Source organism: Mammaliicoccus sp. J-M40, assembly GCF_022386395.1.
GTDB lineage: Bacteria > Bacillota > Bacilli > Staphylococcales > Staphylococcaceae > Mammaliicoccus > Mammaliicoccus lentus.
Genome location: NZ_JAJNIQ010000001.1, coordinates 132,236 through 158,998 on the forward strand (window position 1 = coordinate 132,236; position 26,763 = coordinate 158,998).

26 protein-coding genes and 1 other annotated feature (1 of these 27 running past the window's edge) are annotated in these 26,763 nt (G+C 31.9%); of the genes, 17 read left to right on the plus strand and 9 right to left on the minus strand.

Annotated elements, in window-relative coordinates; all coding sequences use genetic code 11:
- Nucleotides 1–33, plus strand: a binding site (T-box leader) (it extends 156 nt beyond the left edge of the window).
- A gap of 59 nt (nt 34–92) precedes the next feature.
- The 3 genes from tyrS to LQ688_RS00805 all read left to right on the plus strand — a co-directional run bounded on the left by tyrS (nt 93) and on the right by LQ688_RS00805 (nt 2,914).
- The gene (gene tyrS, locus LQ688_RS00795) at nt 93–1,355 is read left to right on the plus strand and encodes a tyrosine--tRNA ligase (protein WP_239752526.1); all 1,263 of its coding nucleotides are present in this window, start codon (nt 93–95) and stop codon (nt 1,353–1,355) included.
- A gap of 144 nt (nt 1,356–1,499) precedes the next feature.
- Nucleotides 1,500–2,078: a LemA family protein gene (locus LQ688_RS00800; RefSeq protein WP_017000619.1), complete on the plus strand. Its 579-nt coding sequence runs from the start codon at nt 1,500–1,502 to the stop codon at nt 2,076–2,078.
- Nucleotides 2,078–2,914 (plus strand): TPM domain-containing protein, encoded by an 837-nt coding sequence (locus LQ688_RS00805; RefSeq protein WP_070044694.1) that lies wholly within the window; start codon nt 2,078–2,080, stop codon nt 2,912–2,914. The genes LQ688_RS00800 and LQ688_RS00805 overlap by 1 nt, the downstream gene beginning before the upstream one ends.
- 157 nt (nt 2,915–3,071) lie before the next feature.
- Here LQ688_RS00805 and LQ688_RS00810 read toward each other — a convergent pair whose 3' ends face one another.
- Entirely contained in the window at nt 3,072–4,319 is a 1,248-nt protein-coding gene (locus tag LQ688_RS00810) for a S1C family serine protease (protein ID WP_064204361.1), read from the minus strand.
- A gap of 171 nt (nt 4,320–4,490) precedes the next feature.
- Between LQ688_RS00810 and LQ688_RS00815 the strand changes: the two genes are divergently transcribed.
- Together LQ688_RS00815 and LQ688_RS00820 are read left to right on the plus strand one after the other, a co-directional pair.
- Nucleotides 4,491–5,120: a lysophospholipid acyltransferase family protein gene (locus tag LQ688_RS00815; protein WP_064204360.1), complete on the plus strand. Its 630-nt coding sequence runs from the start codon at nt 4,491–4,493 to the stop codon at nt 5,118–5,120.
- 185 nt (nt 5,121–5,305) lie between these two features.
- Nucleotides 5,306–6,424 (plus strand): HAD family hydrolase, encoded by a 1,119-nt coding sequence (locus tag LQ688_RS00820; protein WP_194201359.1) that lies wholly within the window; start codon nt 5,306–5,308, stop codon nt 6,422–6,424.
- 69 nt (nt 6,425–6,493) lie between these two features.
- Here the strand turns inward: LQ688_RS00820 and serA are convergent, their stop codons facing one another.
- The 3 genes from serA to LQ688_RS00835 form a co-directional block, all read right to left on the minus strand.
- Nucleotides 6,494–8,092 carry a phosphoglycerate dehydrogenase gene (serA, locus tag LQ688_RS00825; protein WP_135032517.1) on the minus strand — a complete coding sequence of 533 codons (1,599 nt, stop codon included), beginning with the start codon at nt 8,090–8,092 and terminating at the stop codon, nt 6,494–6,496.
- Nucleotides 8,085–9,242 (minus strand): pyridoxal-phosphate-dependent aminotransferase family protein, encoded by a 1,158-nt coding sequence (locus tag LQ688_RS00830; RefSeq protein WP_064204357.1) that lies wholly within the window; start codon nt 9,240–9,242, stop codon nt 8,085–8,087. The genes serA and LQ688_RS00830 overlap by 8 nt, the downstream gene beginning before the upstream one ends.
- 102 nt (nt 9,243–9,344) lie before the next feature.
- A complete protein-coding gene (locus tag LQ688_RS00835; protein ID WP_017000625.1) occupies nt 9,345–9,788 on the minus strand; it encodes an SACOL1771 family peroxiredoxin in 444 nt (147 codons plus the stop codon).
- A 74-nt stretch (nt 9,789–9,862) separates the two neighbouring features.
- Between LQ688_RS00835 and LQ688_RS00840 the strand changes: the two genes are divergently transcribed.
- Nucleotides 9,863–10,615, plus strand: coding sequence for a glycerophosphodiester phosphodiesterase (locus LQ688_RS00840; RefSeq protein WP_017000626.1), 753 nt, complete (start codon nt 9,863–9,865; stop codon nt 10,613–10,615).
- Nucleotides 10,616–10,669: 54 nt separating this feature from the next.
- Here the strand turns inward: LQ688_RS00840 and rpsD are convergent, their stop codons facing one another.
- Nucleotides 10,670–11,272: a 30S ribosomal protein S4 gene (gene rpsD, locus LQ688_RS00845; RefSeq protein WP_017000627.1), complete on the minus strand. Its 603-nt coding sequence runs from the start codon at nt 11,270–11,272 to the stop codon at nt 10,670–10,672.
- A 224-nt stretch (nt 11,273–11,496) separates the two neighbouring features.
- Nucleotides 11,497–11,961, minus strand: a complete 465-nt coding sequence (locus LQ688_RS00850; protein WP_017000628.1) for a GAF domain-containing protein — start codon at nt 11,959–11,961, stop codon at nt 11,497–11,499.
- Between the two features lie 136 nt (nt 11,962–12,097).
- On the opposite strand from LQ688_RS00850, the gene ezrA reads away from it, so the two are divergent.
- From ezrA to LQ688_RS00870, 4 genes are all read left to right on the plus strand, one after another.
- Entirely contained in the window at nt 12,098–13,795 is a 1,698-nt protein-coding gene (gene ezrA, locus LQ688_RS00855) for a septation ring formation regulator EzrA (RefSeq protein WP_064211086.1), read from the plus strand.
- A gap of 168 nt (nt 13,796–13,963) precedes the next feature.
- Nucleotides 13,964–15,109 (plus strand): cysteine desulfurase family protein, encoded by a 1,146-nt coding sequence (locus tag LQ688_RS00860; RefSeq protein ID WP_239752527.1) that lies wholly within the window; start codon nt 13,964–13,966, stop codon nt 15,107–15,109.
- The gene (gene thiI / locus LQ688_RS00865; protein WP_239752528.1) at nt 15,099–16,316 is read left to right on the plus strand and encodes a tRNA uracil 4-sulfurtransferase ThiI; all 1,218 of its coding nucleotides are present in this window, start codon (nt 15,099–15,101) and stop codon (nt 16,314–16,316) included. Before LQ688_RS00860 ends, thiI begins: the two co-directional genes overlap by 11 nt.
- A 46-nt stretch (nt 16,317–16,362) precedes the next feature.
- Complete coding sequence (locus LQ688_RS00870) at nt 16,363–17,136, plus strand: sulfite exporter TauE/SafE family protein (protein ID WP_017000631.1); 774 nt, start codon at nt 16,363–16,365, stop codon at nt 17,134–17,136.
- Nucleotides 17,137–17,358: 222 nt separating this feature from the next.
- On the opposite strand, the gene LQ688_RS00875 is transcribed toward LQ688_RS00870, so the two are convergent.
- Nucleotides 17,359–18,162 (minus strand): NAD kinase, encoded by an 804-nt coding sequence (locus LQ688_RS00875; protein ID WP_017000632.1) that lies wholly within the window; start codon nt 18,160–18,162, stop codon nt 17,359–17,361.
- Between the two features lie 86 nt (nt 18,163–18,248).
- Here LQ688_RS00875 and sppA point away from each other — a divergent pair, with 86 nt between their 5' ends.
- The 6 genes from sppA to LQ688_RS13985 all read left to right on the plus strand — a co-directional run bounded on the left by sppA (nt 18,249) and on the right by LQ688_RS13985 (nt 22,945).
- Nucleotides 18,249–19,244 (plus strand): signal peptide peptidase SppA, encoded by a 996-nt coding sequence (gene sppA / locus LQ688_RS00880; RefSeq protein ID WP_064204352.1) that lies wholly within the window; start codon nt 18,249–18,251, stop codon nt 19,242–19,244.
- Nucleotides 19,245–19,256: 12 nt separating this feature from the next.
- Nucleotides 19,257–19,817 carry an RDD family protein gene (locus LQ688_RS00885; RefSeq protein ID WP_017000633.1) on the plus strand — a complete coding sequence of 187 codons (561 nt, stop codon included), beginning with the start codon at nt 19,257–19,259 and terminating at the stop codon, nt 19,815–19,817.
- Nucleotides 19,818–19,885: 68 nt separating this feature from the next.
- On the plus strand, nt 19,886–20,386 hold the full coding sequence (tpx, locus tag LQ688_RS00890) for a thiol peroxidase (protein ID WP_017000634.1): 501 nt from the start codon (nt 19,886–19,888) through the stop codon (nt 20,384–20,386).
- A gap of 61 nt (nt 20,387–20,447) precedes the next feature.
- Nucleotides 20,448–21,392, plus strand: coding sequence for a class I SAM-dependent methyltransferase (locus LQ688_RS00895; RefSeq protein WP_017000635.1), 945 nt, complete (start codon nt 20,448–20,450; stop codon nt 21,390–21,392).
- Between the two features lie 75 nt (nt 21,393–21,467).
- Nucleotides 21,468–22,667, plus strand: coding sequence for an acetate kinase (locus LQ688_RS00900; RefSeq protein WP_017000636.1), 1,200 nt, complete (start codon nt 21,468–21,470; stop codon nt 22,665–22,667).
- A gap of 149 nt (nt 22,668–22,816) precedes the next feature.
- Nucleotides 22,817–22,945: a hypothetical protein gene (locus LQ688_RS13985; protein WP_017000637.1), complete on the plus strand. Its 129-nt coding sequence runs from the start codon at nt 22,817–22,819 to the stop codon at nt 22,943–22,945.
- Between the two features lie 159 nt (nt 22,946–23,104).
- On the opposite strand, the gene LQ688_RS00905 is transcribed toward LQ688_RS13985, so the two are convergent.
- A complete protein-coding gene (locus LQ688_RS00905) occupies nt 23,105–23,611 on the minus strand; it encodes a universal stress protein (protein WP_017000638.1) in 507 nt (168 codons plus the stop codon).
- Between the two features lie 233 nt (nt 23,612–23,844).
- On the opposite strand from LQ688_RS00905, the gene ald reads away from it, so the two are divergent.
- Nucleotides 23,845–24,957 carry an alanine dehydrogenase gene (ald, locus tag LQ688_RS00910; RefSeq protein WP_239752529.1) on the plus strand — a complete coding sequence of 371 codons (1,113 nt, stop codon included), beginning with the start codon at nt 23,845–23,847 and terminating at the stop codon, nt 24,955–24,957.
- Between the two features lie 59 nt (nt 24,958–25,016).
- On the opposite strand, the gene LQ688_RS00915 is transcribed toward ald, so the two are convergent.
- The gene (locus tag LQ688_RS00915; protein ID WP_239752530.1) at nt 25,017–26,639 is read right to left on the minus strand and encodes a ribulokinase; all 1,623 of its coding nucleotides are present in this window, start codon (nt 26,637–26,639) and stop codon (nt 25,017–25,019) included.
- Nucleotides 26,640–26,763: the final 124 nt, after the last annotated feature.

Below are 26,763 nucleotides of genomic sequence, written 5' to 3' on the forward strand. Positions count from 1 at the left end.
TATGGTGGTACCGTGTATTCAAGCACCCTTACATTTTATTGTAAGGGTGCTTTTTTATTTTATTTTATTTTATTTTGGAGGAGGAAAATATTATGGCAAATGCATTATTAGAAGATTTAAAATGGAGAGGCCTTGTTTATCAGCAAACTGATGAAGAGGGAATTGAAGAATTATTAAATAAAGAGTCAGTAAAAATATACTGTGGTGCAGATCCAACTGCAGATAGTTTACATATAGGGCATTTATTACCTTATTTAACTTTAAGAAGATTCCAAAATCATGGTCATACGCCTATTGTTTTAGTAGGTGGAGGTACAGGTATGATTGGTGATCCTTCTGGAAGAACTGAGGAAAGAAAATTACAGACTGATGAACAAGTCGAAGAAAACGTTCGTGGCATTATGAATCAAATGCATAAGATTTTTGAATTTGAAGGCGAAGATGCTGCAATTTTAGTAAATAATAAAGATTGGTTGAAAGAAATAGATTTAATTTCTTTCTTAAGAGATTATGCGAAACATGTTGGTGTGAATTATATGTTAGGTAAAGATTCAGTAAAAGCACGTTTGGAAATGGGCATATCATACACTGAATTTACTTATATGATTTTACAAGCTATTGATTTCGGTTATTTAAATAAAAATTACGACTGTAAAATGCAAATCGGTGGTTCAGATCAATGGGGTAACATTACAGCGGGTCTTGACTTAATGAGAAGAATGTATGGTGAAACTGAGGCGTTTGGATTCACAATTCCATTAGTTACAAAAGCAGATGGCAAAAAATTCGGTAAATCAGAATCAGGTACAGTTTGGTTAGATAGAAGTAAAACTTCTGCATACGAGTTATACCAATTCTGGATTAATTCACAAGACGCAGATGTTGTTAAATACTTGAAATACTTTACTTTCCTAGACAGAGAAGAAATTGAAAGATTAGAAAAAACGGTAGAAGAAGCGCCTCATTTAAGAGAAGCACAGAAAGTGCTTGCTGAAGAAATGGTTGGGTTTATCCATGGCCCAGATGCTGTAGAAGAAGCAAAAAGAATTACAAATGCTTTATTCAAAGGAGATATTAAATCTTTAACAAAAGATGAAATCGAAGCAGGTTTCAAAGATGTGCCAACAGCTGTAGTTAGTAAAGAAACAACTCGATTAGTAGAGTTTATTATAGAAGCGGGTGTATCTCCATCTAAGAGACAGGCAAGAGAAGACATTAATAATGGTGCAATATATTTAAATGGTGAAAGAATTCAAGATGTTAATCATGAAATAACTACTGAAGACAAAATTGAAGATGAATTTACAATTGTAAGAAGAGGTAAGAAGAAATATACAATGGTTAAATATTCATAAAAATTTAGAAAGGGAGAGGGACAATGAAATCTTGTTATAACTACTAGATTTCTTTACCACTCCTTTTCTATTGTAGAATTATAGTTTTATCTACCATATAATGTATAATGAATAGTGTAAAATTCAGTGAAAGGAAGTTTAATAATGAAAAAATACTTAGCACCCATAATTACTGTTGTAGCAGTATTCGTTATTCTTGGTTTAATCATGATTGGACCATATAACAGGTTGGTAGGATTAGAAGAAGAAGCGGACAAATCTCTATCTAATATCGACAACCAATTACAACGACGTGTAGATTTAATACCTAACTTAGTTGATACAGTAAAAGGTTATACGAAACATGAAGAGAAAGTGTTTAAAGATGTTTCAGATGCAAGAAGTAAATTAGCCGGTGCAAATACGCCACAAGAAAAAGCAGAAGCAAATGGTGAAGTAAATAGTGCATTAAGCCGATTAATAGCGATAAGTGAAAATTATCCAGACTTAAAAGCAGATAAACAATTCACTGGTTTAAGAGATGAACTTGCTGGAACAGAAAACAGAATTGCTGTTGCAAGAAAAGATTATAACGATTCTATTAATGAATATAATCAAGCAACACGTAAATTCCCATCAAGTATCATAGCTGGTTTATTCAATTTTGATAAGAAAGAATATTTCCAAGCAAAAGGTGAAGCAAAAGATGCACCTAAAGTTGACTTTGGTGGAGATGATTCTTAATGAATCAATTTTTAAAACGCGTAAATTTATTAATAATCGCAATTTTACTCACGTTTAGCTCGACAGCTTTTGCAGCGGATAAATTTCCTAAACTTGAAAAGCCAGTATTTGTTCAAGATCACGCTAATTTAGTATTAGATAAAGATAAGAACAACATAAATAAAAAAGGTCAAAAACTACAAGATGGTACCGACGCAGATATTATGTTAATGACAATGAAATCAATTGGTCAAACACCTAGGCAAGACTATGCGCTCGAGGCAGGACGTCATTATAAAGTAGGCGACCAGAAACATAACCGTGGTATAGTTATTCTACTTAATTTAGATAATGGCAATGAAAATAATAATAGAGGTATAGATATAGCCGTTGGAGATGGACTTGAAGGCGTATTAAATGATTCAAAAGTAGGACAATTAATAGATGATAATTTTATGCCTTATCAAGAAAAAGCAGCAAAAACTTCCGATAAAAATAAATCTAAAGCATATTATAGTAAAGGTTTAACTAAATTGTATGACGCAGTTTGGGACGAAATTGCTAAAAGCTATGGATATGACGGGAAAAAATTTACTGAGGATGAACCACAAAGTAGTGGTTTAGGTAAAATACCCTTTATAGTATTTATTATTTTTATCATTATATTTTTCATTATTTATTTCTTAAATGGTGGAGGTAAACCACCACGAGGCGGTACAAGAAGAAGAACGAGAAGAGGTTCAGCTGGACCGTTTATGTTTGGTGGGCCACCTGGTAGTTCCGGTGGCGGATTTTCTGGCGGCGGTTTCGGCGGAGGCGGCGGCTTCTCCGGCGGTGGTGCTGGCAGAGGATTCTAATAACACATACACTGCCTTTATAAAGAACCAGGCTGAGACATTAAAATGTGTAATAGTCATGTTTTTATAAAAATAAGCATATCACTTATGAACTAAAATATTAGTTAAGTGATATGCTTATTTATTTTGAATTAATATTTATGTCCCTAGTTAGTTTTTAATTCTGTTCTTTTAATGTGACTTTTGCTGATTTTTCTTTACCATCTCTAACGACTTTTAGAGTGATTTTGTCACCTGGTTTTTTATCATTATAAATATAATTTCGAATATCCGAATCATCTTTAACTTTCTTACCATCTATTTCAGTGATGACATCGCCCTTTTTAATTCCATTATTTGCTTTCTCGTCAACTTCTGAAATGTATACGCCACTATCAACAGTAAGTTTTAATTCTTTTTTATATTGGTCAGGGATATCGTCGATTGAAATCATACTAATACCAATGTATGGTCTAGTTACTTTTCCATCGTCCATAATATCTTTAATGATATGTTTAACTTCATTACTTGGTATGGCAAAACCTATACCTTCAACATCTTGTCGTGATATTTTCATAGAGTTAATACCGATTAAATTACCATTTAAATCGACAAGAGCACCACCAGAATTACCTGGGTTGATTGCAGCATCAGTTTGAATAACAGTTGCTTCTGTAACACCTTCAGATGTTTGAACATTCATAGTACGTTCTTCAGAAGATATAATACCTTGGGTAACACTATTTGCAAATTCTACACCAAGAGGATTACCAAGTGCAAATACAGTTTCACCAGCTTTAACTTTTGAAGAATCTGCGAATTTAACAGGATTAATATCATATTTACCATCAATTTTAAGTACTGCTAAATCTGTCATAACATCTTTACCAACTAATTTAGCTTTTACAGCTTTATCGTTATGAAGTCTAACTTCAATTTCATTAGCACCTTCAATAACGTGATTATTAGTCACAATATAAGCGCTATTTTTATCGACTTGATAAATCACGCCTGTTCCGGCACCAGTTTCTTGTGATTCATCTGAACCTTCAGAATTATTACCTCCAAAAAATGATTCTAAGCCACTCACTTTTTGTTTGTTTATAACTCCGACAATAGAAGGGGAGACATCTTCGACCATTTTAGAAACCGAATTGTTTTTCGCTTCCTTATCTTTAGTGTTTCCACCTTTTTCACTTGCTGGCGCGTTTGTAACATTAGCATCATCATTGGTTGAATTAAATACATCCAATAATTTAGAACCGCCAAAAAATAGTGCAAGTATTAAAGCTGCACCAAGAATACCTGATAAAAATGGAATAAGACAACTTTGGTACCACGGAATATTATTTTTCTTTTTGTAGTAATATTCATTTGAAGTACCATTTAGTTGATTTGAATTTTGATTTTGATCATTTTGATCCATGTTTACTTAACGCCTCCTTAATGCTATCCATAAAATAATTATTATAGAAATCAAGAAAAATTGCCAATAATATGATGTATTTTAATTGTTACAATATTTTGTATGAAAACTTGAGACTAAAGTTGTAGAGTGATAAAATATGAATATCATTAAGAAGAGAGTGGTCAACATATGTATAAATTTGCAAGTAGTGTATTGTATTCAGTGTTTCAAAAATTCGGAAAACAACTCGTGATTATTAATAAAGAAAAAGTACCAGAACAACCATATATTGTGACATGTACACACAGTGGTTATGTTGAAGTAATTATGTTAGCACTAAGTTTATATCCTACAGAAATTCATTATATGGCTAAAAAAGAATTGTTCTCTAAAGACTGGTCAGATAAGTTTTTCCATTCGTTAAATGCTTTTCCAGTAGATAGAGAAAAACCAGGACCAAGCACTTTAAAAACACCTGTAAAATTATTAAACCAAGGAAAAAGCGTAGGAATATTTCCATCTGGACATAGAGCAGAAGCGGGCGAAGCGCCACTAAAAAGAGGCGCTGCAACAATAGCTGTCTTAAGTAATAAACCTATTATACCTGCAGCGTTTGAAGGACCTAAAAAAGTGAAGTCTATTTTTACATTTAGACATAAATCTTTTATCAAATATGGCGATCCTATAAATCCAAGTGAATTTCCTAGTGATATGAAAAAAAGTGAAAAAATTGCAAAAGTAATGGAATTATTAGAAGAAAGAACAAATACACTTCAAAAAGAAGTAACTTATATTGCTAATAAAGCTAATAAAAAATAACAATTTATCTTAAGAAAGCGAGGCAGAAATCTTATAAAAAAATAAGATTTCTGCCTCGCTTTCTTAAATATTTATAGAATTTTAATATAAAACGTTTTCATATAAAAGGACCACAATATCTACTGTTTTAAATATATAGATATGATAAAATTATAATCAGAATGTTCTAAAAATGGAGGCATATTATGAAACAAATATTGTTCGATGTAGATGGTGTGTTTTTAAGTGAAGAAAGGTGTTTTGACGTTTCGGCTTTAACTGTATATGAAATGTTATATAGTGACCAATTTTTAAATTTACAAAGCACTATAGATTTAACTCATTTAAGTGAAAATGATATTAGAAAAATTAGAAAAGATGTATTTCTAGATGACAAAATTTTAAATCAACTTAAATCATTAGGCTTAAATTCCAATTGGGATATGCTTTTTATAGTGATTAGTACACATTTAATTGATTTATTAAAAAAAGCAAATACAAGTAAATTTGACTTGAGTAATCAAAACTTTTCTATAGAAACATTAAAAGGGTGGTCTAAAGAATTAAGTAACTATAATATCGAGCTTGAAACGCCACTTGAATTTTTATCTCAAGCAACTTCTGGTAAAGAAAATATTTACTCTGACTTAATTGAATTTGCAAAATCCCAATTAAATATTGAAGATGCTTCTATTTTTGAATTGAAAAGCCGTTTCTGGGATATCGCGCAAGAACTTTATCAAGAATGGTATTTAGGTTTCGAACTATATGAAGAAGTTGAAAAGAAATCAGCTAAAACTGATTTTAAGAAAGGCTACATAAAAGAAGAAGTTGTGTTAGCAGACATTACTAAAGTAAATGAATTATTAACTGATTTAAAAAATAATGGTTTTCAAATTGGTATAGCAACTGGGAGACCAAGAACAGAAACACTAGTGCCTTTTGAAACGATTGGTTGGTTAACACAATTTGATGAATATCATATTGGTACTGCTTCGGAAGTGCTAAATGCTGAAACTACATACCCAGAGCACAAACCTTTAGGTAAACCAAACCCATTTAGCTATTTAATAGCACACGGTGGTAATAGTGATGAAAATTATTTAACTTATATTAATAATCAAGAAGAAGCATTTAAAGATAAAGAAATATATATAGTAGGCGATTCGTTAGCAGATCTTCTAAGCGCTAAGAAAACAGGTGCAACTTTCATAGGCACTTTAACAGGACTGAAAGGGCAAGCAGCTAGAGCAGAATTAGAAGAAAATGACGCAGATTATATAGTAGACAATGTATTGGATATTAGAAATATACTAATTAAATAGAGTTGATAAAGATAAAAAAGAGAGTCTGGGACATAATAATTGTCCCAGACTCTCTTTTATATTTATAGATTAATCTATTGGTTTATCTAATTCTACTTTATTAATTCTTTGGAAACCATCAATGCCATAAAGGTCTGAAATAGTTTCATCAGTTGCTTCTTGGTCAATTGAAAGTACCATCATTGCTTCGCCGCCGATAGAATGTCTACCTAAGTGCATTGAAGCGATATTTATTTTATGCTCTCCAAGTAATTGTCCCATTTTACCAACAATACCTGGACGGTCATTATGATTAATAATTAACATATGTTTTTCAGGCTTGAAATCTACCGGATAGTCGTTGATTCTTACGATGCGAGGACCATATCCATTAAGAACGGTTGAACCAATTTTAACTGAATGTTCTTTATTGATTAACTCAAGTTCTATATAGTTACTGAAACCATATTTTTTACTATTCTTCTCAATTTGATAAGTTACACCTTGTTCATTTAGTAAAACTAATGCATTTATAAGGTTAACGTGATCGCCTAAATCTTGTTTTAGCACACCCATTACTAATTGGCGTGTAATTAAACTTGTATCATCTAAAGCTATTTCACCATGATATTTAATTTTAAGTTCACGTGGTCCTTTATCAAATAATTGTATACCTACTTCACCAGTAGTTCTACTTAACTGTACAAACGGTCTTAATTCTTCTTCGACATCACCAGAAATTTGAGGGGCGTTCACAGCATGTAAAACATTATTATTTTCAAAAATATCAATGATTTCATTCGCCACAGATACCGCTACTTTTTCTTGTGCTTCAATTGTAGATGCACCTAGGTGAGGAGTTACAATGATTTTATTGTGTTGCGTTAAAGGTGTGTTGTTTGCTGGTTCTTCTGTAAATACATCGAGTGCAGCTTTAGCAATTTTACCTTCATCTAATGCTTTAATTAAGGCGTCTTCGTCTATAATACCACCTCTAGCAACGTTAATGATTTGTAAATTGGGTTTCGCTAAATTGAAAAAGTCCTCATTTACAATACCTTTAGTTTTAGGTGTAAGAGGAGTATGTACTGTTATAAAGTCTGCTTGTTCTGCAATTTCTTCAACTGTAGCTCGTGTAACCTCTAAGCGCTTTGCTTCATCGCTTGATAAATAAGGATCGAAAGCGAGTATATTCATACCAAAGCTTTGTGCTCTTTTTGCAACACCAAGACCAATTCGGCCAGCACCAATAACACCTAGTGTTTTTTGATATAACTCCGTACCGCGGAATGTTTTTCTATCCCAGTTTCCTTCTTGCAATGAACGATGAGCTTCAGGAATATTTCTAGCCATCGCTAAAATCATAGCCATAGAATGTTCAGTTGCAGAAATTGTATTACCATCTGGTGCGTTGATTACTAATATTCCTTCTTTTGTTGCATAATCAACATCAATATTATCAACGCCAACACCTGCGCGTGCAATCACACGTAATTGTTTTGCAGCACTTAATATAGGAGGAGTTATCTGAGTCTGACTTCTTACTATTAATGCATCGTAATTGCCTATAATTTCAGTAAGTTCTGATTCAGATAGACCTGTGTTAATATCAACTTCAAAATTATCATGTTCTAATAAACTTTTTAGACCTTCTTCTGAAATTGGGTCTACGACTATAACTTTAAACATATTGATTAATTACCTCCTGGAATTTTGTGATACCTTTTCCGAGTACGGATGTACCTCTCAGTTCTGATAATACAATTTCTAATGCACTAATGAATTTCAACATATCATTAGGCGACACTTTACCCATGTGTCCAACTCTTAAAATTGAACCTTTAAGATGTTGTTGACCACCAGCAATTGTTATATTAAAACGATTTAGTAATTCATCTTTAATTGGTTTTACTTCTTCTTTATTAGGTACAAATGCTGTAACAGTAGGAGATGCAAATTGATCTTCTACTAATAAATCGATATCTAATGCTTTTATACCAGCTCTAACAGCTTCTTTACACACTTCGTGACGCTTAATAGTATTTTCGAATTGCTCTTCATTAATTAAATCACAATAAGTTTGAACACCTCTTATAAGTGAAACTGCTGGTGTGAAAGGAGTAGAATCATCATTTAATGAAGTAATGTATTTATTTAAGTCTAAATAAAAACGTGATGTTGTAACTTCTTTAAATCTTTCTATAGATCGATCATTATAAGCTACAAAAGCAGCACCTGGAGGTAGCATGATAGCTTTTTGACTACCCGCAACTAATAAATCAATATTGTCTCTTTCCATATCTACGTCTACAGCACCAATGATGCTTACACCATCTACTACAAAATAAATATTTGGATCAATATCATGTACTAATTTACCTAATTCACGGATAGGATGTTTCACTGAAGTCGATGTTTCACAAAATTGAGTGAATACAGCAGTTATATTTTCGTCGAGTGCATTAATATATGCTTCGAATTCTTCTATGTCTACACCATTTCCCCATTCAACTTCAAAAATATGAGCGTTAAATGGATAGGAAGCAGCTATCTTTTTAAACCTGTCTCCAAAAGCGCCTGATACTATAATCACGATATGGTCGTCTGGGTTTACGATATTGACCATTGCCGCCTCTAAAGCGCTTGTCCCTGAAGAAGTAAGGATAGCTACAGGGTTTTTAGCCCCAAAAATTGTTTGTAGATCTCTTGATGCTTGATGAATAATTTGACTAAATTCCTTTGTTCTATGACCAGTCATAGGTAAGTTCATACTTTCTAGAATTTGCCTAGGAACTGTCGTAGGACCTGGTGCGAGTAATAAAGAATCATGTTGATACATATTTATATACACTCCTTATTGAATTTATGTTCTATATTGTAGCAAAGAAAATAATAAAAATATAGTGAATTTATAGAAAATTCAGATTAAAACGCTTTCATATCAATATCTTACTTCACCACTGGCAATAACTTGAACATTTCCAGCTAAGGCACGTGTCACCATACAAGATTCTTCTGCTTTTTGAACAAGTCTTTTAAGTTTTCCTTGTAAATCTTCATCAGGTTCATCCCCAATATAAATTACAGGATAGTGTTCTATTTTTTTATAAGTAATGACACCATTTTCCACATCAACATATCCTTTTGAATCAACTTCAATTCTTTCGATTTCAATTTCAGAACGCTCAATCATAGCTGCTAAAGTAATCATATAACAAGTTGAAGCTGCGCCTAGTAACATTTCGTCAGGATTTGTGCCAATTTCAGGCCCGTCCATAACCTCTGGAATCGAAACTCTCGTTGATAAATTATTAGTTGTAATATGGCCTGAAGTATTTCTACCTTTAGTCCATGTTCCTTTTAAGTCAAAAATATGTGTAGTCATAATTATTTTTCCTTTCTTTAAATAAATAATTTTAGGTATACTTTACATTATGACGGATAATTAAGGAGTAGACAATGAATCTGAACAGTATAAATTCAATAATTAAGGTAGCACATAGAGGTGTTCCTTCATTGATACCTGAAAATACGATAGCATCTTATAAATATGCTCTCACATTAAACATCGATATGTTAGAAATTGATATACATAGAACTAAAGATGGAAAATTAGTTGTTATGCATGATCCTACGACTGAAAGAACAACTTTAGAACAAGGTACCATTAAAGATTTAACTTATGATGAATTATTAAAATATGATATAGGTAAATGGAAAGGAGAGAAATTTATAGGAGAACGTATACCATTGCTACAAGAAGTATTACAGCTTATCAAGCCTACCAATATTAAATTACTAATAGAAGTTAAACATCCAGATAAATATCCAGGCATAGAAGAAGAGTTAATAAATGAAATTATTAAGACAGGGCTTGATATCAATCGTATTATTATCCAATCATTTGATAGAAACAGCGTGAAAAAGGTTCGAGAATTAAATAAAAATATAAAACTTGGTGTGCTGATAAGTAAAAGACATCGTCTTATTAGAAATGATACAATACAAAAAATAAGTGAATATGCTCAGTATTTAAATCCTAATTATAAATTGCTTACGAAAGGGTTTGTGAAAAGTATACATGCGCATGGTTTAAAAATATTACCTTACACTGTAAATGATTATCATAATTTTGTAAGAATGATAGAAATTGGAGTAGATGGCGTTATTACAGATTATCCTCAAAGTTTAAGTGAATGGTTAAATGAATAAAATCTTATAAAAAAATCCCCGCTCCGAATGGAGTGGGGATAAAAATTCAAACTATTAACGAGAGTAGTACTCAACGATTAATTGTTCATTGATTTCAGCAGGTAATTCACTACGTTCTGGAACGCGTACAAATGATCCTTCTAATTTATCAGCATCAAATGTTAAGTACTCAGGTACGTGGTTACTTAATTCTACAGATTCAGCAACAATGTTTAATTTTTGTGATTTTTCACGAACACCAATAGTTTGACCTGGTTTTAAAGTGTAAGATGGGATGTCTACGCGACCACCATCTACAGTGATGTGACCATGGTTAACTAATTGACGTGCTTGACGACGAGTACGTGCTAAACCTAATTGGTATACTACAGCATCTAAACGAGAAGCTAATAGTGCCATGAAGTTGTCACCGTGAACACCTTGCATGTTACCAGCTTTGTCGAAGATAGTGCGGAATTGACGTTCGTTAATTCCGTACATGTAACGTAATTTTTGTTTCTCTTGTAATTGCATACCATACTCAGATAATTTTTTACGTTGAGTAGGGCCGTGTTGTCCTGGTGCATATGGACGTTTTTCTAATTCTTTACCTGTGCCGCTTAATGAAATACCTAAACGACGTGATTTTTTCCAGTTTGAACCTCTAAATCTTGCCATTTTGAAGTTCCTCCTTTTTCTTGTTTGATTGTTATGAAGAAACAAGAAAGAATGTTAAATGCTCATATGGATATGTTATATTTGTGTGCCTTCACCTTGCAGCCGCGGTTACACAACACGCCTTCTCTGGGAATAACATAGAGCCCTATAATATTTAACTGCTACTTCCGTTAATTCACACAAAGAATAGTATACTGTTCTTGATGGGTAATGTCAAACTATTTTTAGATATAGAGATGCTTTTCGAGTACTTGCACAAGTTGTTCTAAACCATCTTTATCTTTTTCTGTAAATCTTGCTTTTATTGGTGCATCTATATCTAACACACCGATAACTTCTTTGTTATAATATAGTGGTATAACTATTTCAGATTTACTGTTTGCATCACAAGCTATATGCCCAGGGAAGGCATTGACATCATCTACAAGCTGAGTTGAGTTATTTTCTACAGCTGTTCCACATACGCCTTTACCAATTTCTATATCAACGCAAGCAGGTAATCCTTGAAACGGACCAAGTTTTAATGCATTATTCTTAATAAGATAAAAACCTACCCAATTAATTTCGGGTAAAAATTGATTAATAAAAGCAGATGTATTACTTAAATTTGCAATTAGGTCTTTTTCACCTGATAAAAGGCCATCTAATTGTTTGCTTAATAGTGAATAATTCAAATTATGTTCAGACATATTTATTCCTCTTTTCATTATTTTTTTAAATTATAAATCTATTTTAGAACTTTAGATACAAATTGCACAGAAAAAGGTTTGTTGGATAAATATTTTACGTTATAATAAAGAGAACGATTTAGGAGGAGAATACATAATGGCAATTTATATAACACTTGCAATTATCATCATTATATTAATTGGTATTGGTATAATGTTATGGTTGCGTACATCAAAGCGAAATTTGATTACTGAGACTGAACAGCGTAAACAAAAAATTAAACAATTACCGTTTCAAGATGAGTTAGCTAAACTTAAAAAATTAAATGTGCGCGGCGAAGCTAAAGATAAGTATGATCAATTTAAACGAGAGTGGCAAACAGTGCTACAAGAAGATTTGAAAGTAGTGGATGCTAAAATACATGATGCCGATGCAGAGCTAGATAAATTTAAGTTTTCGCAATCAGAAGAAAGTATAGCTGATGCAGATAAAATTATGGATGGCATCGAAAAGAAATATACGCGCTTAACTCAGAGTGTTACAGAATTAATTACAACAGTAGAATCAAGCGATAAATTGTATGAAGAATGTAAGCAAATCTACAGAGAAACCAAAAGAGAAGTGTTAGCAAACAGACACCAATTTGGTGATGCAGCTGATTTAATCGAAAAAAATATCGAAGCATTTTATCCTAGAATTGAGCAGTATGAAGAACTTATTGATGAGGGACATTATGTTAAAGCAAAAGGTCATATTGATCAATTACATACAGATATGAAACGCATGCAAGAAGACATGAATGAAATTCCTCTATTAATCAAAGACGTTCAAAAAGAATTACCAGGACAATTCCAAGATTTAAAATTTGGTTGTCGCGATTTAAAAGTAGAAGGTTATAATTTAGAACATGTTAAAGTAGAAAGTACTTTACAAACTTTAAGAGGCAGATTGAATTTAGTTGAACCATTAATAGGTAGATTAGAACTAAGTGAAGCTGAAAACATTATTACTGAGATTAACGATTCATTAGATGATATGTACGATTTAATCGAACATGAAGTTAAATCTAAAAATACAGTTGAACAATCTAAAGAAATTATTACAGATGAATTATTCCATGCTAAAGATATGAACTATACGCTACAAACAGAAATTGAATATGTAAAAGAAAACTATTATATTTCTGAAGAAGATGTTCATAAAGTAAGACAGTATGAAAATGAGATTCAAAATTTAATAACTGTATATGATGAAATTTTGAGTGAGATGGCAAAAGCAAGTGTTAGATACAGTGAAGTAGAAGATAATTTACTATATATTGAAGAACACGTAAAAGTTATTAATGACAATCAAGAAAAAATTCAAAATCACCTTGTTTCATTACGTGAAGATGAAGCAACAGCTCAACAAAACACACTTAGAGTTCAATCTAAGAAAGAGGAAATATACAGAAATCTACTTGCTTCAAATTTACCTAGCGTACCTGAAAGATTTATCATTATGAAAAATGAAATCGATCATGAAATACGCGAAGTTAATAAAATCTTTAGCCAAAGACCGATTAATGTTCAGTTTGTGAAAGATAAAGTGAGCAATATCGTTTTACAAATGAATAAGTTTGAAGATGAAACAACAGACGTTTTAATTAATGCAGTTCATGCTGAAACATTAATTCAATATGGTAATAGATATAGAAAAGAAAATAACGAATTAAACAAAAGTCTTAATGAAGCAGAAAGACTTTTCGCTAATAATAGATACAAGCGTGCAATAGAAATTTCAGAAGCGGCTTTAGAAAAAGTTGAACCTGGAATCAGTGATAAAATCGAAGAAGAAGTTTATCAGCAAAATTAATAAATATTTATAATAACAAGCTAGAACAAATTATTGTTCTAGCTTGTTATTTTTGGATAATCAATTGTCAAAATTCATTTTTTCACGTTAGCTACTCTATCATTTTTAAGTATATCTATACCATTTGACTTGTGGTATCATTATATAATGAAAAAAAGAGGTGACAGTATGATATATCTAGATAATGCTGCAACTACGAAGCCTCATGAGGATGTTATTAAGTCATATACTCAAATGAACCAACATTATTTTTTTAATCCAAATAGTCCTCATGGTGCAGGAATAAAAATTGCACATTTGATTGATAAAGCAAGAAAAAATATAAAACAATACTTAAATTTAAATGATAAATTTGATGTCATATTTACTAGTGGAGCCACTGAATCAAATAATATAGTCTTGCAAGGTATGGCTCAAACGAAGAAAAGATTTGGGAATACGATTTTAACAACTAAAATGGAACATCCATCTGTACTTGAAACGATGCGAGCGATAGAAGAACAAGGATTTAACCTGAAATATATTAATACAACTGCTGATGGTAAATTAGATTTAAATTCTTTAGAAAAGCTACTTAATGATGATGTCATCCTTGTAACTTGTATGCATGTCAATAATATAATGGGCCAAGTTCAACCTATAGAAGAGATTAGCAAAATGCTTGAAGCTTATCCTAAAGTTCATTTTCATGTAGATGGTGTTCAAGGATTTGGTAAAATCCCTTTAGATATCAATTTAATGGATAGTTATAGTTTAAGCGCTCATAAATTCCATGGATTAAAAGGTTCTGGAATTTTAGTGTTGAACCAACTCAGATCTATTAAACCAATCATATTTGGTGGGGGACAAGAATACGGTATTAGAAGTGGTACAGTAAATGCCCCAGTTAATGTTTCTTTAGCTAAAGCTATGAGATTTATGCAAGAGAATTGTGAACAACATCGTAAAGTATTATATGCGAAGGGATCTGAAATTAGAACGTTTATAGAAAGTTATGAAGGTATACTCATTAATTCTCCTATTGATGCTGCTCCATATATTTTGAATATTTCATTTCCGGGAGTAAAAGGTGAAGTATTGGTTAATGCTTTTTCAAAATTTGATATTTACCTTTCAACTACAAGTGCATGTTCTTCGAAAAAAAGTTCGCATAATGAAACGCTAAAAGCTATGGGTATGAGTAATAGTCGTATAGAAGGTAGTATAAGAATTAGCATAACGTATGATATAACAGAAGAACAAATCGAAACATTTAAAGAAGCCTTTAATAAAGTATATATAGAAGTAAAGGAGTTATTAAAAAATGAATTATGATCATATATTAGTTAGGTACGGTGAATTAACTTTAAAATCAGGCAATAGAAAGATGTTTGTAAATAAGTTAAGAGCAAACATTAAAGATCGCTTAATGCCACTACAAGGATATAAGGTACGTGCTAATCGAGATAGAATGTATATAGATGTCTATGAAGGTTCAGATATTGAAGAAATGATGACACGTATAACGTCGGTGTTTGGTGTACATTCAGTTAGCCCAGTAGTAAGAATTGAAAAAGAGTTAGATGTTATGAAGGAAATTGCACTTCAATTCGCGAATGAATTTAATGATGGTGACACATTTAAAATAGATGTTAGACGTGCAGATAAGACATTTGAAATGGATACTTTTCAACTAAACCAAGCTCTAGGTGGTCATGTACTCGAAAACACTAACAACATCACGGTTGATGTTAAACAGCCTGATCATAAAATTAAAGTAGAAGTAAGAAAAGATGCAATTTATATGTATAATAAAGTCCTAGAAGGTGCAGGAGGTTTACCTGTAGGAACTGGGGGTAAAACTTTATTAATGCTTTCTGGTGGAATAGATTCTCCAGTAGCTGGCATGGAGGTAATGAAACGTGGTGTAACAATTGAAGCTATTCATTTTCATAGCCCACCATATACTAGTGAACAAGCAAAACAAAAAGTTATCGACTTAACGAAACAGCTTTCTTATTTAACAGGGGACATTAAACTTCATATTGTACCTTTTACGAATTTACAAAAACAAATTCATAAAGTTGTTGAAGAAAGTTATACAATGACAAGTACGAGAAGAATGATGCTTCGAGTTACAGAAAAAGTTGCTCATAATATTGGAGCACATGCTATCGTTAATGGAGAAAACTTAGGACAAGTAGCTAGTCAAACTCTTGGCAGTATGTATGCAATAAATAGTGTTACATCTATGCCTATTTTAAGACCACTATTAACATTCGATAAAGATGAAATTGTTAAAAAAGCACAAGCTATTAACACTTTCGATTTATCGATTCAACCTTTTGAAGATTGTTGTACAATTTTTACGCCGAAAAACCCGAAAACAAATCCAAAATTAGAAAAAGTAGAATATTTTGAATCGAATTTTGATTTTGGTCCATTAATTGATGAAGCGGTAAAAAATGTAGAAACAATCACAATTTCTAAACATGATGATATTCAAAAAGAGAAAGAAGAATGGATGGATGATCTACTTTAACATAGACGTTGGGATGTCGTATTCATAAAGTAGAGGAGATGAGACGATGGAGTTTGATATTAATATCCTACTCATCATTATAGTATTTGGTTTAATTGCGTCATTTATAGATTCTGTTGTAGGTGGCGGTGGTTTGATTTCTTTACCGGCACTACTAGCAGTTGGAATGGATCCAGCAGTTGCGTTAGGTACAAATAAATTAGCAAGTTCTTTTGGTACATTTACAAGTACAATGAAGTTTATTAAAGCAAAGAAAGTGGATTTTGATATTGTCGGAAAGTTATTTCCTTTAAGCTTTATCGGCTCAATCTTCGGAGCAATAACTGCGACCTATTTACCACCAGAATATTTAAAGCCGTTAGCTATTATCATTCTTGCTCTTGTTACAGTGTATTCCATTGTAAAGAAAGATTGGGGAGATATTAACCAATATAAAAAATTATCATTAAAAAAGGCGATACTTTTTATTATTGGTGTAATTGTTATTGGTTATTATGATGGCTTCTTAGGTGGTGGAACAGGTTCGTTTTTCCTATTCATGTTGTTATTAATTGGCCTTGACTACTTACATGCAGCAGGTAATGCAAAGTTTTTAAACCTTGCTTCAAACGTTGGTGCTTTATTATTGTTCATGTTTCTCGGACAAGTCAATTATGTATATGGATTATGTATGGCCGCATCAATGGTAGCAGGTTCATACTTAGGAGTGACGTTTGCTATTAAAAAAGGCGTTTCTTATGTAAAAGTATTATTTATTGTTGTGACTATCATTTTGATTATTAAAAATATTTATGATTATGTGACTGTACAGTTAATGTGATTAAAATAACATGAGACAGGGAGATAATTCATTAGCTCAAAAAATCCTCCTAATCCGTTGAGATATTAATTAACAAATTAAGAGGATTTTTAATATATACGATTTTAAAATATATGCCTATAACGCTAACGAGCTTGTTAATAATTTCTTGCACGTTAGAGGTCATTATCTCACATATATAATAAAAGCCCGAAACATAAATGTGTCTCGGGCTTTTTTCTATTATAAAAATTTCCTTTGTACTTTGCTCCAAAATGAATTGTGTGGGAGTCTGAGTGTACGTATATATTTATTTTTTATTTGAAGCCTAACAAACTCAGTTTCTTGTATACTTAATGCTTCATTATCTAATCCCATGATAGGATAATAATTGCCTTCTTTATCTAATACAATTTTAAGGGTACGCGTTTCGCCTAAGACGACAGAACTACTTACTGTTCTAAAGTTATTATTATTTAATGAAGCAATTTCAGTTAGTTGCATGCTTCGAATCATCGGGTCAATTATAGCGCCATCTAAAGATTTATTATAACCTGTTGAACCTGTAGGGGTAGAGATTAGTAAACCATCACCATTAAATGCTTCAAAGTATTCATCGTCAATATAAATTTCCATCTTCATTGGCTTAATAACACTAGATTTAATGTAAAAATCATTTAAACACATATATGACATCTGATCGTTAAGGTTTACTTCTAAAACTGGGTATTTACGGACCATTACATCATTTGAATTAATAGAATCGATCAAGTTTTGTATGTCATCAACACTAAAATCAACATATAAGTAATTTTGATCTAAGCGTGTACGAATCCCGACATAAATTTTGTCTTTATTAAAATTAGTTTTGCGACATGCCTGTAAAAAGCTACCATCCCCTCCAATTGAAGCGATAATATCCGCTTCTTCGTGATTATTTACGAATTTAAAGCCATATGGTTCCATCTGTGCTTTGATTTCGTCACATGTTTGAAGTATGTCTTTATCTTTAGATGTGAAAAAATAAATATGTTTATTAGAATTCATAAAATCTTCCTCCCAAATTGTTACAGTTGATATGAAAGTCTGTTATCATTATAAATGTAAAATCTTAAAATAGAAAGGAAGATAGTATGTCAAAAAGGTTAGTTGCAATTATTATTGCACTAGTACTTGTTATTGGTGGTATTGTGATGAGTACAGTAGGTGTATTTCTTGATAATTCTTGGAAAAATACTGTTACAGGTTCTGACGGCATAAGTGAATCAGTCCAATCAGGAAGTGATAGCAGTAGTAAAATAGTTAAATTATCTGTTGATGGAACTATACAAGATACTGGAACTGAAGAATCATTATTCAGTGGCAGTGGGTATAATCATCAATCATTTTTAAAGAAATTAGATAAAATTAAAAAAGATAATAGCGTAAAAGGCGTCTTATTAGAAGTTAATTCACCAGGTGGTGGTACATACGAAAGTGACGAAATACATAAAAAACTTGAAGAAATAAAAGCGAAAAACAAGAAAGTTTATGTACAAATGAAAAATATGGCTGCATCTGGGGGATACTACATCTCTACTCCAGCTGATAAAATTTATGCAGGTTCACAAACTTTAACTGGTTCATTAGGGGTTATTATTTCTAGTATTAATTATGCTGAACTAGCAGATAACTTAGGCGTAAAAGATCAATCAGTTGTTTCAGGTAAACATAAACAAATATTAAACCCTATGAAAGATATGTCTAAAGAAGAAAAAGACATTATGCAATCAATCATAGATGATAGCTATAAACAATTTGTTAAAGTTATTAAAGATGGCAGAGATATGCCAGAAGATAAAGTTAAGAAATTAGCAGACGGAAGAATATATTCTTCACAACAAGCAAAATCAAACGGATTAATCGATGAAATTGGTTATGAAGATGATGCAATTAAAGATTTAAGAAATGCAGTAAAATCTAAAAATGCACAAGTAGTTACTTATGATACAACTGGTTCATTCATGAACTTCCCAATGGGAGCTAAAAGTAAAATTTCATCTATGTTAGGTTTTGATGATATAAGTAAATATGAAGCACTTATTAAAGCAAATAATTCACCACAACCTATGTATCTATATGGTGAGTAAGGAGGATTTTAAATGACTGAAGTACATTACGAACAAGTCGCTTCTTCTCGTGAACAAAGTGACATAGAACGCACTGTAAATAAGTATATGTCTAGTATAAAATCTATCGTATTTGCTGGATTCTGGGTTCGATTTTTAGCTTATATCATTGATTTACTTGCTTTAGCTGGGTTTAAAGGTATTGTATTAGGACCGCTATTCGCGTCAACAAGTATTAAGAGTGAGTACCTATTCGTACCATATTTCAGTGTTGAAAATATTGTTAGCGCGTTGATATTTTATTTATATTTTGTGTTAATGACTTATTATTTTAAGGCAACATTAGGAAAAATGATACTTGGCTTGAGTGTTTATCGAGAAGATGCAAAGCCGTTAAAATTTACTGATGTGTTATTTAGAGAATGGATAGGTAGAATTATTTCGGGCATATTGCTTGGCTTACCTTATATAGTCGTAGCATTTAATAAAAAACATAAAGGTATTCACGATTACTTTGGTGATACAGTTGTTTTGAAAAATAAATACATTGAAATGAGAAAAGACTTCCAAAGAGTAACGAGTCAAAACTCATAAACAAATGAATTTCAAAGTCTCTTTAATCATGATAGAATATACCTATCAAGATTAAGGAGGCTTTTTTAATGGCGCAAGTTACATTCAAGAATGAACCTATTACATTAGTAGGTAAAGAAGTAGAAGTAGGTTCAACAGCACCAGACTTTACTGTATTAGCAAATGATTTATCAGAAAGAACTTTAAAAGACTATGAAGGTAAAAAGAAACTCATTAGTGCCGTACCTTCTTTAGATACAGGTGTTTGTAGTCAACAAACTCGCAAATTTAATGAAGAAGCAGCAGATGTACAAGATGGAGTTGTTCTAACAATTTCAAACGACTTACCATTTGCTCAAAAGAAATGGTGTGCAGCTGAAGGTTTAGAAAACGTAATTACATTAAGTGATCACCGTGACTTATCATTTGGTGAAAATTATGGTGTAGTAATGAAAGAATTACGTTTACTAGCACGTTCTGTCTTTGTATTAGATAAAGACAATAAAGTTGTTTACTCAGAAATTGTGAGTGAAGGCACAAATCACCCAGACTATGATAAAGCTTTAGAAGCTTTCAAAAACTTAAACTAATAAACAACTATAAAGTGCTGTCCATATGAATGGGCAGCTTTTTATACGAAAGAGGGCAATTATGACTGAAGAAAAAAATATTATGGAAACATTGTATGAGAAACTGGATGAAAATAGTAAAAAATTACATGATGAAAATGGACAAAGTTACATTGAAAACTTAGGTTTAGCAATGGAAGATATTTATACCAACCAAAGAGACCTCTTAGAACAATCGACAATACAAGAGAGAAGAAAAGCATTTCAATTTGCATATTTAAGTTTGCTAAAAGAAGAAATCATTCAACCTAATCATCAAATGACACCGGACTCAATAGGCTTTATATTAAGCTACCTTGTTAACTTATTTAATAAGAATAAAGAGGAATTAAATGTTGTAGATATAGCAAGTGGGACAGGACATTTAAGTGCGACAATAAATGAACAGAACCAAGAAAAAACTGTAATGCATCATTTAATAGAAGTAGACCCAGTATTACAGCGTGTAAGTATTCATCTTGCTAACTTCTTGGAAATACCATTCGATGTATATCCACATGATGCAATTATGCCACTGCCATTAGAAGAAGCGGACGTTGTAGTAGGGGATTTACCAGTTGGGTATTATCCAGTTGATGAACGTAGTAAAGAAATGAAATTAGGTTTCGAAGATGGTCACAGTTATAGCCATTATTTATTATTAGAACAAGCAGTCAATGCAGTGAGACCAGGTGGTTATGTATTTTTAATTGTTCCAAGTCAATTATTCGAAGGTGAAGAAGTGAAACAGCTTCAAAAATTTATTGCAACAGAAACAGAAATGCAAGCATTTTTAAACTTCCCTAAAACATTGTTTAAGACAGAACAATCTAAAAAATCATTATTAATCTTACAAAAGAAAGACTCAGGGAAAACTCATTCTGTTGAGGTATTATTAGCGAATATTCCAGACTTCAAAGCACAAGCCCAACTGAAAACGTTTTTAGATGAAGTTGATGAATGGATGAAAGAAAATCATCCTTCATAAACTGTATTAATACTTGATTAGTATCTGTATTAGTGTTTAAATAGTATAGAAAAGTATTATCAGGAGGAAGTCTAAATGACAAAAATAATAGCAATTAATGCCGGTAGTTCATCATTAAAATTTCAATTATTTGAAATGCCTGAAGAAAAAGTAATAACAAAAGGTTTGATAGAACGTATTGGTTTAAAAAATTCAGTTTTCTCAATTGTAGTAAACGGAGAAAAAATTACTGAAACATTAGATATTGAAAATCATGATATTGCAGTTAACATTATGTTAGATGCACTGAAAAATCATAACATTATCAATGATATTAATGATATTCAAGGAACTGGTCACCGTGTAGTACATGGTGGAGAATTATTCCCTGAATCAGCACTTGTAACAGATGATGTGTTAGAAAAAATTGAATCATTAACAGAACTTGCGCCTTTGCATAACCCAGCAAACATTATGGGTATTAAGGCTTTCAGAAAGCTATTACCAAATATTCCTCACGTTGCAGTATTTGATACTTCATTCCATCAAACTATGCCAGAAGAATCATATTTATATAGTTTACCTTATAACTTCTATAAAGATTTCGGTATTCGTAAATATGGTTTCCATGGTACAAGTCATAAATATGTATCAGAAAGAGCAGCTGAATTATTAGATCGTCCTATAGATCAATTAAGAATTATTTCATGCCATATCGGGAATGGCGCGTCAATCGCAGCTATTGATGGCGGTAAATCTGTAGATACATCTATGGGCTTCACACCATTAGCTGGTGTAACAATGGGAACACGTTCAGGTAACTTAGACCCAGCTTTAATTCCATTTATCATGGAAAAAACGGGCAAAAATGCAGAAGAAGTATTAAATATCTTAAACAAAGAATCAGGATTACTTGGTATTTCAGGTTCTTCAAGTGATTTAAGAGATATACAACAAGATGCAAACGAAGGTAATGAAAGAGCTAAATTGGCATTAGATGTATTCGCTTCTAGAATTCATAAATATATGGGTTCTTATGCAACAAGAATGCATGGTTTAGACGCTATTGTATTCACTGCAGGTGTTGGTGAAAACTCTGATACTGTACGTGCTAAAGTATTAGAAGGTTTAGAATTCATGGGTGTATATTGGGACCCACGCTTAAACACAGGATTACATGGTGAAGAAGCATTTATCAACTACCCACATTCACCAGTTAAAGTAATTGTTATTCCAACTGACGAAGAAGTTGTAATCGCTCGTGATGTTATGAAATTTGGTAACTTAGGTAAATAATTATTAATAATCAAGAGGTTGAAGCAAATTAATTGTTTCAACCTCTTTTATTTATATGAAAATTTTAATGTTAGTTATCCAATTCCTTTATGTTTATCTATTTATCGTTAAGGCTATACATAATTAAAGAAGCAATGAGGAGGAATATCATGAGACCAGAGAGAGCACTGTTGCGATTAGTTAGAATTGTAATGAGAAGAGTAGGTAGAGAACAAGCGAAAAAACAAAAGCAAAAAAGTAATGAAGATATACAAGACCAAAATAACGAACAAAAATAATAAAAAATTTGAGGCTGAGACATAAATACATGTCTCAGCCTCATTGCCGGGGTAGGACTACGAAATCTGTTTAATAAAATGAGATTTCTGCCCAACTCCCAAGCTTTTTGGAAGTGTGGAATTATATCCTAAACTCGACTAATATTTAGTACTTAAAAATTATTTTCCATCGTGATGTTGATCGAATAATTCTTTTGTTGCAACTGTTGGTTCGAAATCTTCAGGCATTGTTTCAGTTCTAACAACTAAAACGTCACATGGAGAATTTCGAACAATTGCTTCTGAAACTGAACCTACAATGAAGCGTTCTACTGCATTTAGTCCTGAAGTACCACACATGATTAAGTCGACTTCAAAATCATCAGCTAACTTTTTAGGAATAATCGTTTTAGGTGAGCCAAATTCCAATTTAGTTGCAACATTTGCTACACCATTTTTTTCAGCATTTTCTTTATATCCAGATAATAAACTTTCAGCGAAGCTTGTAGCTTTATTTACTATTTGAGTATCATAAGCCTCAACACTAGCGTATGAGCGAGAATCAACAATATTAACAATTGTTAATTTAGCATCGTTACGTTTTGCTACAGCTACTGCCTTGTTATAAGCCCATTCTGCCTCAGTTGATCCATCTACTGCTATAAGAATATTTTTATAATTTAACATCTGAACCGCCTCCTAGTTCTTTTATCTTATTATATCATAATTTTCTGAAAAAATAACAAATTAACTTTTTAATAATAGAGATAATGTCACATTTTTAATCATAATATGATAAAGTATAATTATCGTTTGAATATTTAGAAATTTAAGACATTAGCAATAGTATAATTTTTGAATAAAAATGATTGCGCTTTCAAAATTATGGCGTTATGATTGAGTCAAGGAGGGAATTTATTATGATAATTGGAGTACCAAAAGAGATAAAAAATAATGAGAATAGGGTGGCGTTAACACCCAGTGGAGTAGCAACTTTAATTGACCAAAAACACTCAGTTAAAGTAGAAACTGGTGCAGGTTTAGGTTCACAATTTACAGACGAAGACTACAAGGCTTTAGGTGCTGAAATTGTTGATCAAAAAGAAGCTTGGAATGTTGAAATGGTTATGAAAGTTAAAGAACCTCTTGAAGAAGAATTTCAATTTTTCAAAAAGGATTTAATACTTTTTACATATCTTCATTTAGCAGCAGAAGAATCGTTAACTAATGCATTATTAGAAAATGAAGTAACAGCAATTGCTTATGAGACTGTTCAATTAAAAGATCGCTCTCTACCATTATTAGCACCTATGAGTGAAGTTGCAGGAAGAATGTCTACACAAATTGGTGCTCAATTCTTACAAAAAACTAATGGTGGAATTGGAATTCTATTATCTGGTGTACCCGGTGTTAAACGTGGAAAAGTCACAATAATTGGCGGCGGACAAGCAGGAACAAATGCTGCTAAAATGGCAGTCGGTCTTGGTGCTGATGTTACAATTATTGATTTAAATCCTACTAGATTACAACAATTAGATGATTTATTTGGTTCTAGTGTACAAACAATGATGTCATCACCATTAAACATCGAAGAATCTGTAGTTGAAAGTGATTTAGTGATAGGTTCTGTTCTTATCCCTGGTGCAAAGGCACCAAAGCTTGTAACTGAAGATATGGTTAAGAAAATGAGACCTGGTTCAGTACTTGTGGATATTGCAATTGATCAAGGTGGTTCATTCGAAACATCGGATAGAATTACAACGCATGACGATCCTACATATGTTAAGCACGGTGTCGTTCATTATTCAGTTGCTAACATGCCTGGCGCAGTGCCTAGAACGTCAACAATAGCTTTAAATAATGCAACAACTCCATACGCATTACAACTTGCAAACAAAGGCTATATAAAAGCATGCCAAGAAAATGAAGCACTAGCAAAAGGTTTAAACACAATTCATGGTAAATTAACTTACGAAGAAGTAGCAAAAACATTTGATAAGGAATTTACACCTTATCAAGACATCTTGAAATAATAGAGAAAGCACAAAATGTTGGTATATTAAACATTTTGTGCTTTTTTTGATAGATTAAATTATTTAGTTATACTTTGCATTATTCTTGCTTTTTTATAACCATGAATATCATGTAATTCTTTATAAGCATCAAAAAGTATTTTATAACTTTCGACATCAAAATTATTTGGTTCAATTTCATACAGAATAGGTGCTTTCATAGCTTTTGAAGCAGATTGCACATTAGAATATACTTTTCCAGCAACGGCTCCTAGAATAGCAGCACCTATTGCTGGAGCATATTCGCTATCTATTACTGTGATTTTTTTATTCAAGACATTTGCATAAATTTCCATCAATAGTTTATTTTTTTGAGGAATGCCACCACATGCAAACACATCTTCAACATCCATACCCCAGTCTTCATATTGTTGCATTATCATTTTTGTTCCAAAAGCTGTTGCTTCTAAATATGCTCTATAAATTTCTTCGTGCTTAGTTTGTAATGTTAATCCAAAGATACTTCCTCTTAAAGTGCTATCACTCAATACACTTCTGTTTCCATTATGCCAGTCTAAAACTATCAGTCCACTTTCTCTAGGTGTTAATTTATTCGCTTTTTCTTCTAAAAGCTGATGTATTGAAATATTTCTTTCATCTGCTTCAGAAACATAGGAACTAGGAGTTTGTTTTACTGCGTATTCAAATAAATCACCGACTGCTGATTGTCCAGCTTCGTAAGCATATAATTCAGGTATAATTGCACCTTTAATTGAACCTGAAATTCCAGGTACTTTTTTTTGCTTTTTGTTCAACATTATATGACATGTACTTGTCCCCATAACCATAGTCATTTGTTTTTCTTTTTCTGATCCAATGCCAAGTAGACTAGAATGTGCGTCTATGATGAAAGGGCTAACTTGCGTTTTTTCAGATAACCCTAATTTAGAAGCCATCTTTTTACATATTGAACCAGCTGATTCACCAATCTTTATTATAGGAGCTTCTAATTTATCTTTAACCACTTTTGAAATATTTTTATCTATTTCATCAAATAAATCATAGTGAAAGCCTTTATCTTCCTCCCAGAAAGATTTATATCCTATACCACAATTAGATCGTATATTGCTATTAGTTAATATATTAACTATCCAGTCTCCAGCGTCCATGATAGCGTAGGATTGTTCGATTATTTCTGGAGCCTTATTCATTACTTCCATTATTTTTGGAATCATCCATTCACTACTCACGTTATAACCGTAGTTACCTAACCAACGCTGTTTGTTTTTTATCGCAGTATCATATAATAAATTAGCCTCAGCTTCTGCACCATGATGTTTCCATAGTTTTATATAAGCATGAGGGTTCTCCTTAAATCTAGGCTTATTATGTATAGGCATCATATTATCATCTACAAAAATTACTGTTGATGAAGTGAAATCTATTCCTAAACCTATAATTTCATTAGGATCTACATTTGAATGGTTGATGACATAGGGTATGCCTTCCTCTAGAACTTCTAAATAATCATTTCCGTTTTGTAATGAAAAACCATGTGGTAATTTTTGATCAAATAAATATTCATCTATTGTCCCATGTGTATATGTTTTTACGAATTGAGAAATTATCTTTCCGTTTTCAGTTTGCACTAGAAAAACTCTACCAGAACTAGTGCCGTAATCTATACCAATACTATAAGTCATAATATATCCTCCTTGTGAAAGCACTTACTCATTATAATAAGCATAAATGAACATAAAATCAATATAAATGAACATTAAAATGTTGACAACGTAATATAAACGAGTTTATGATACCGATATGAAC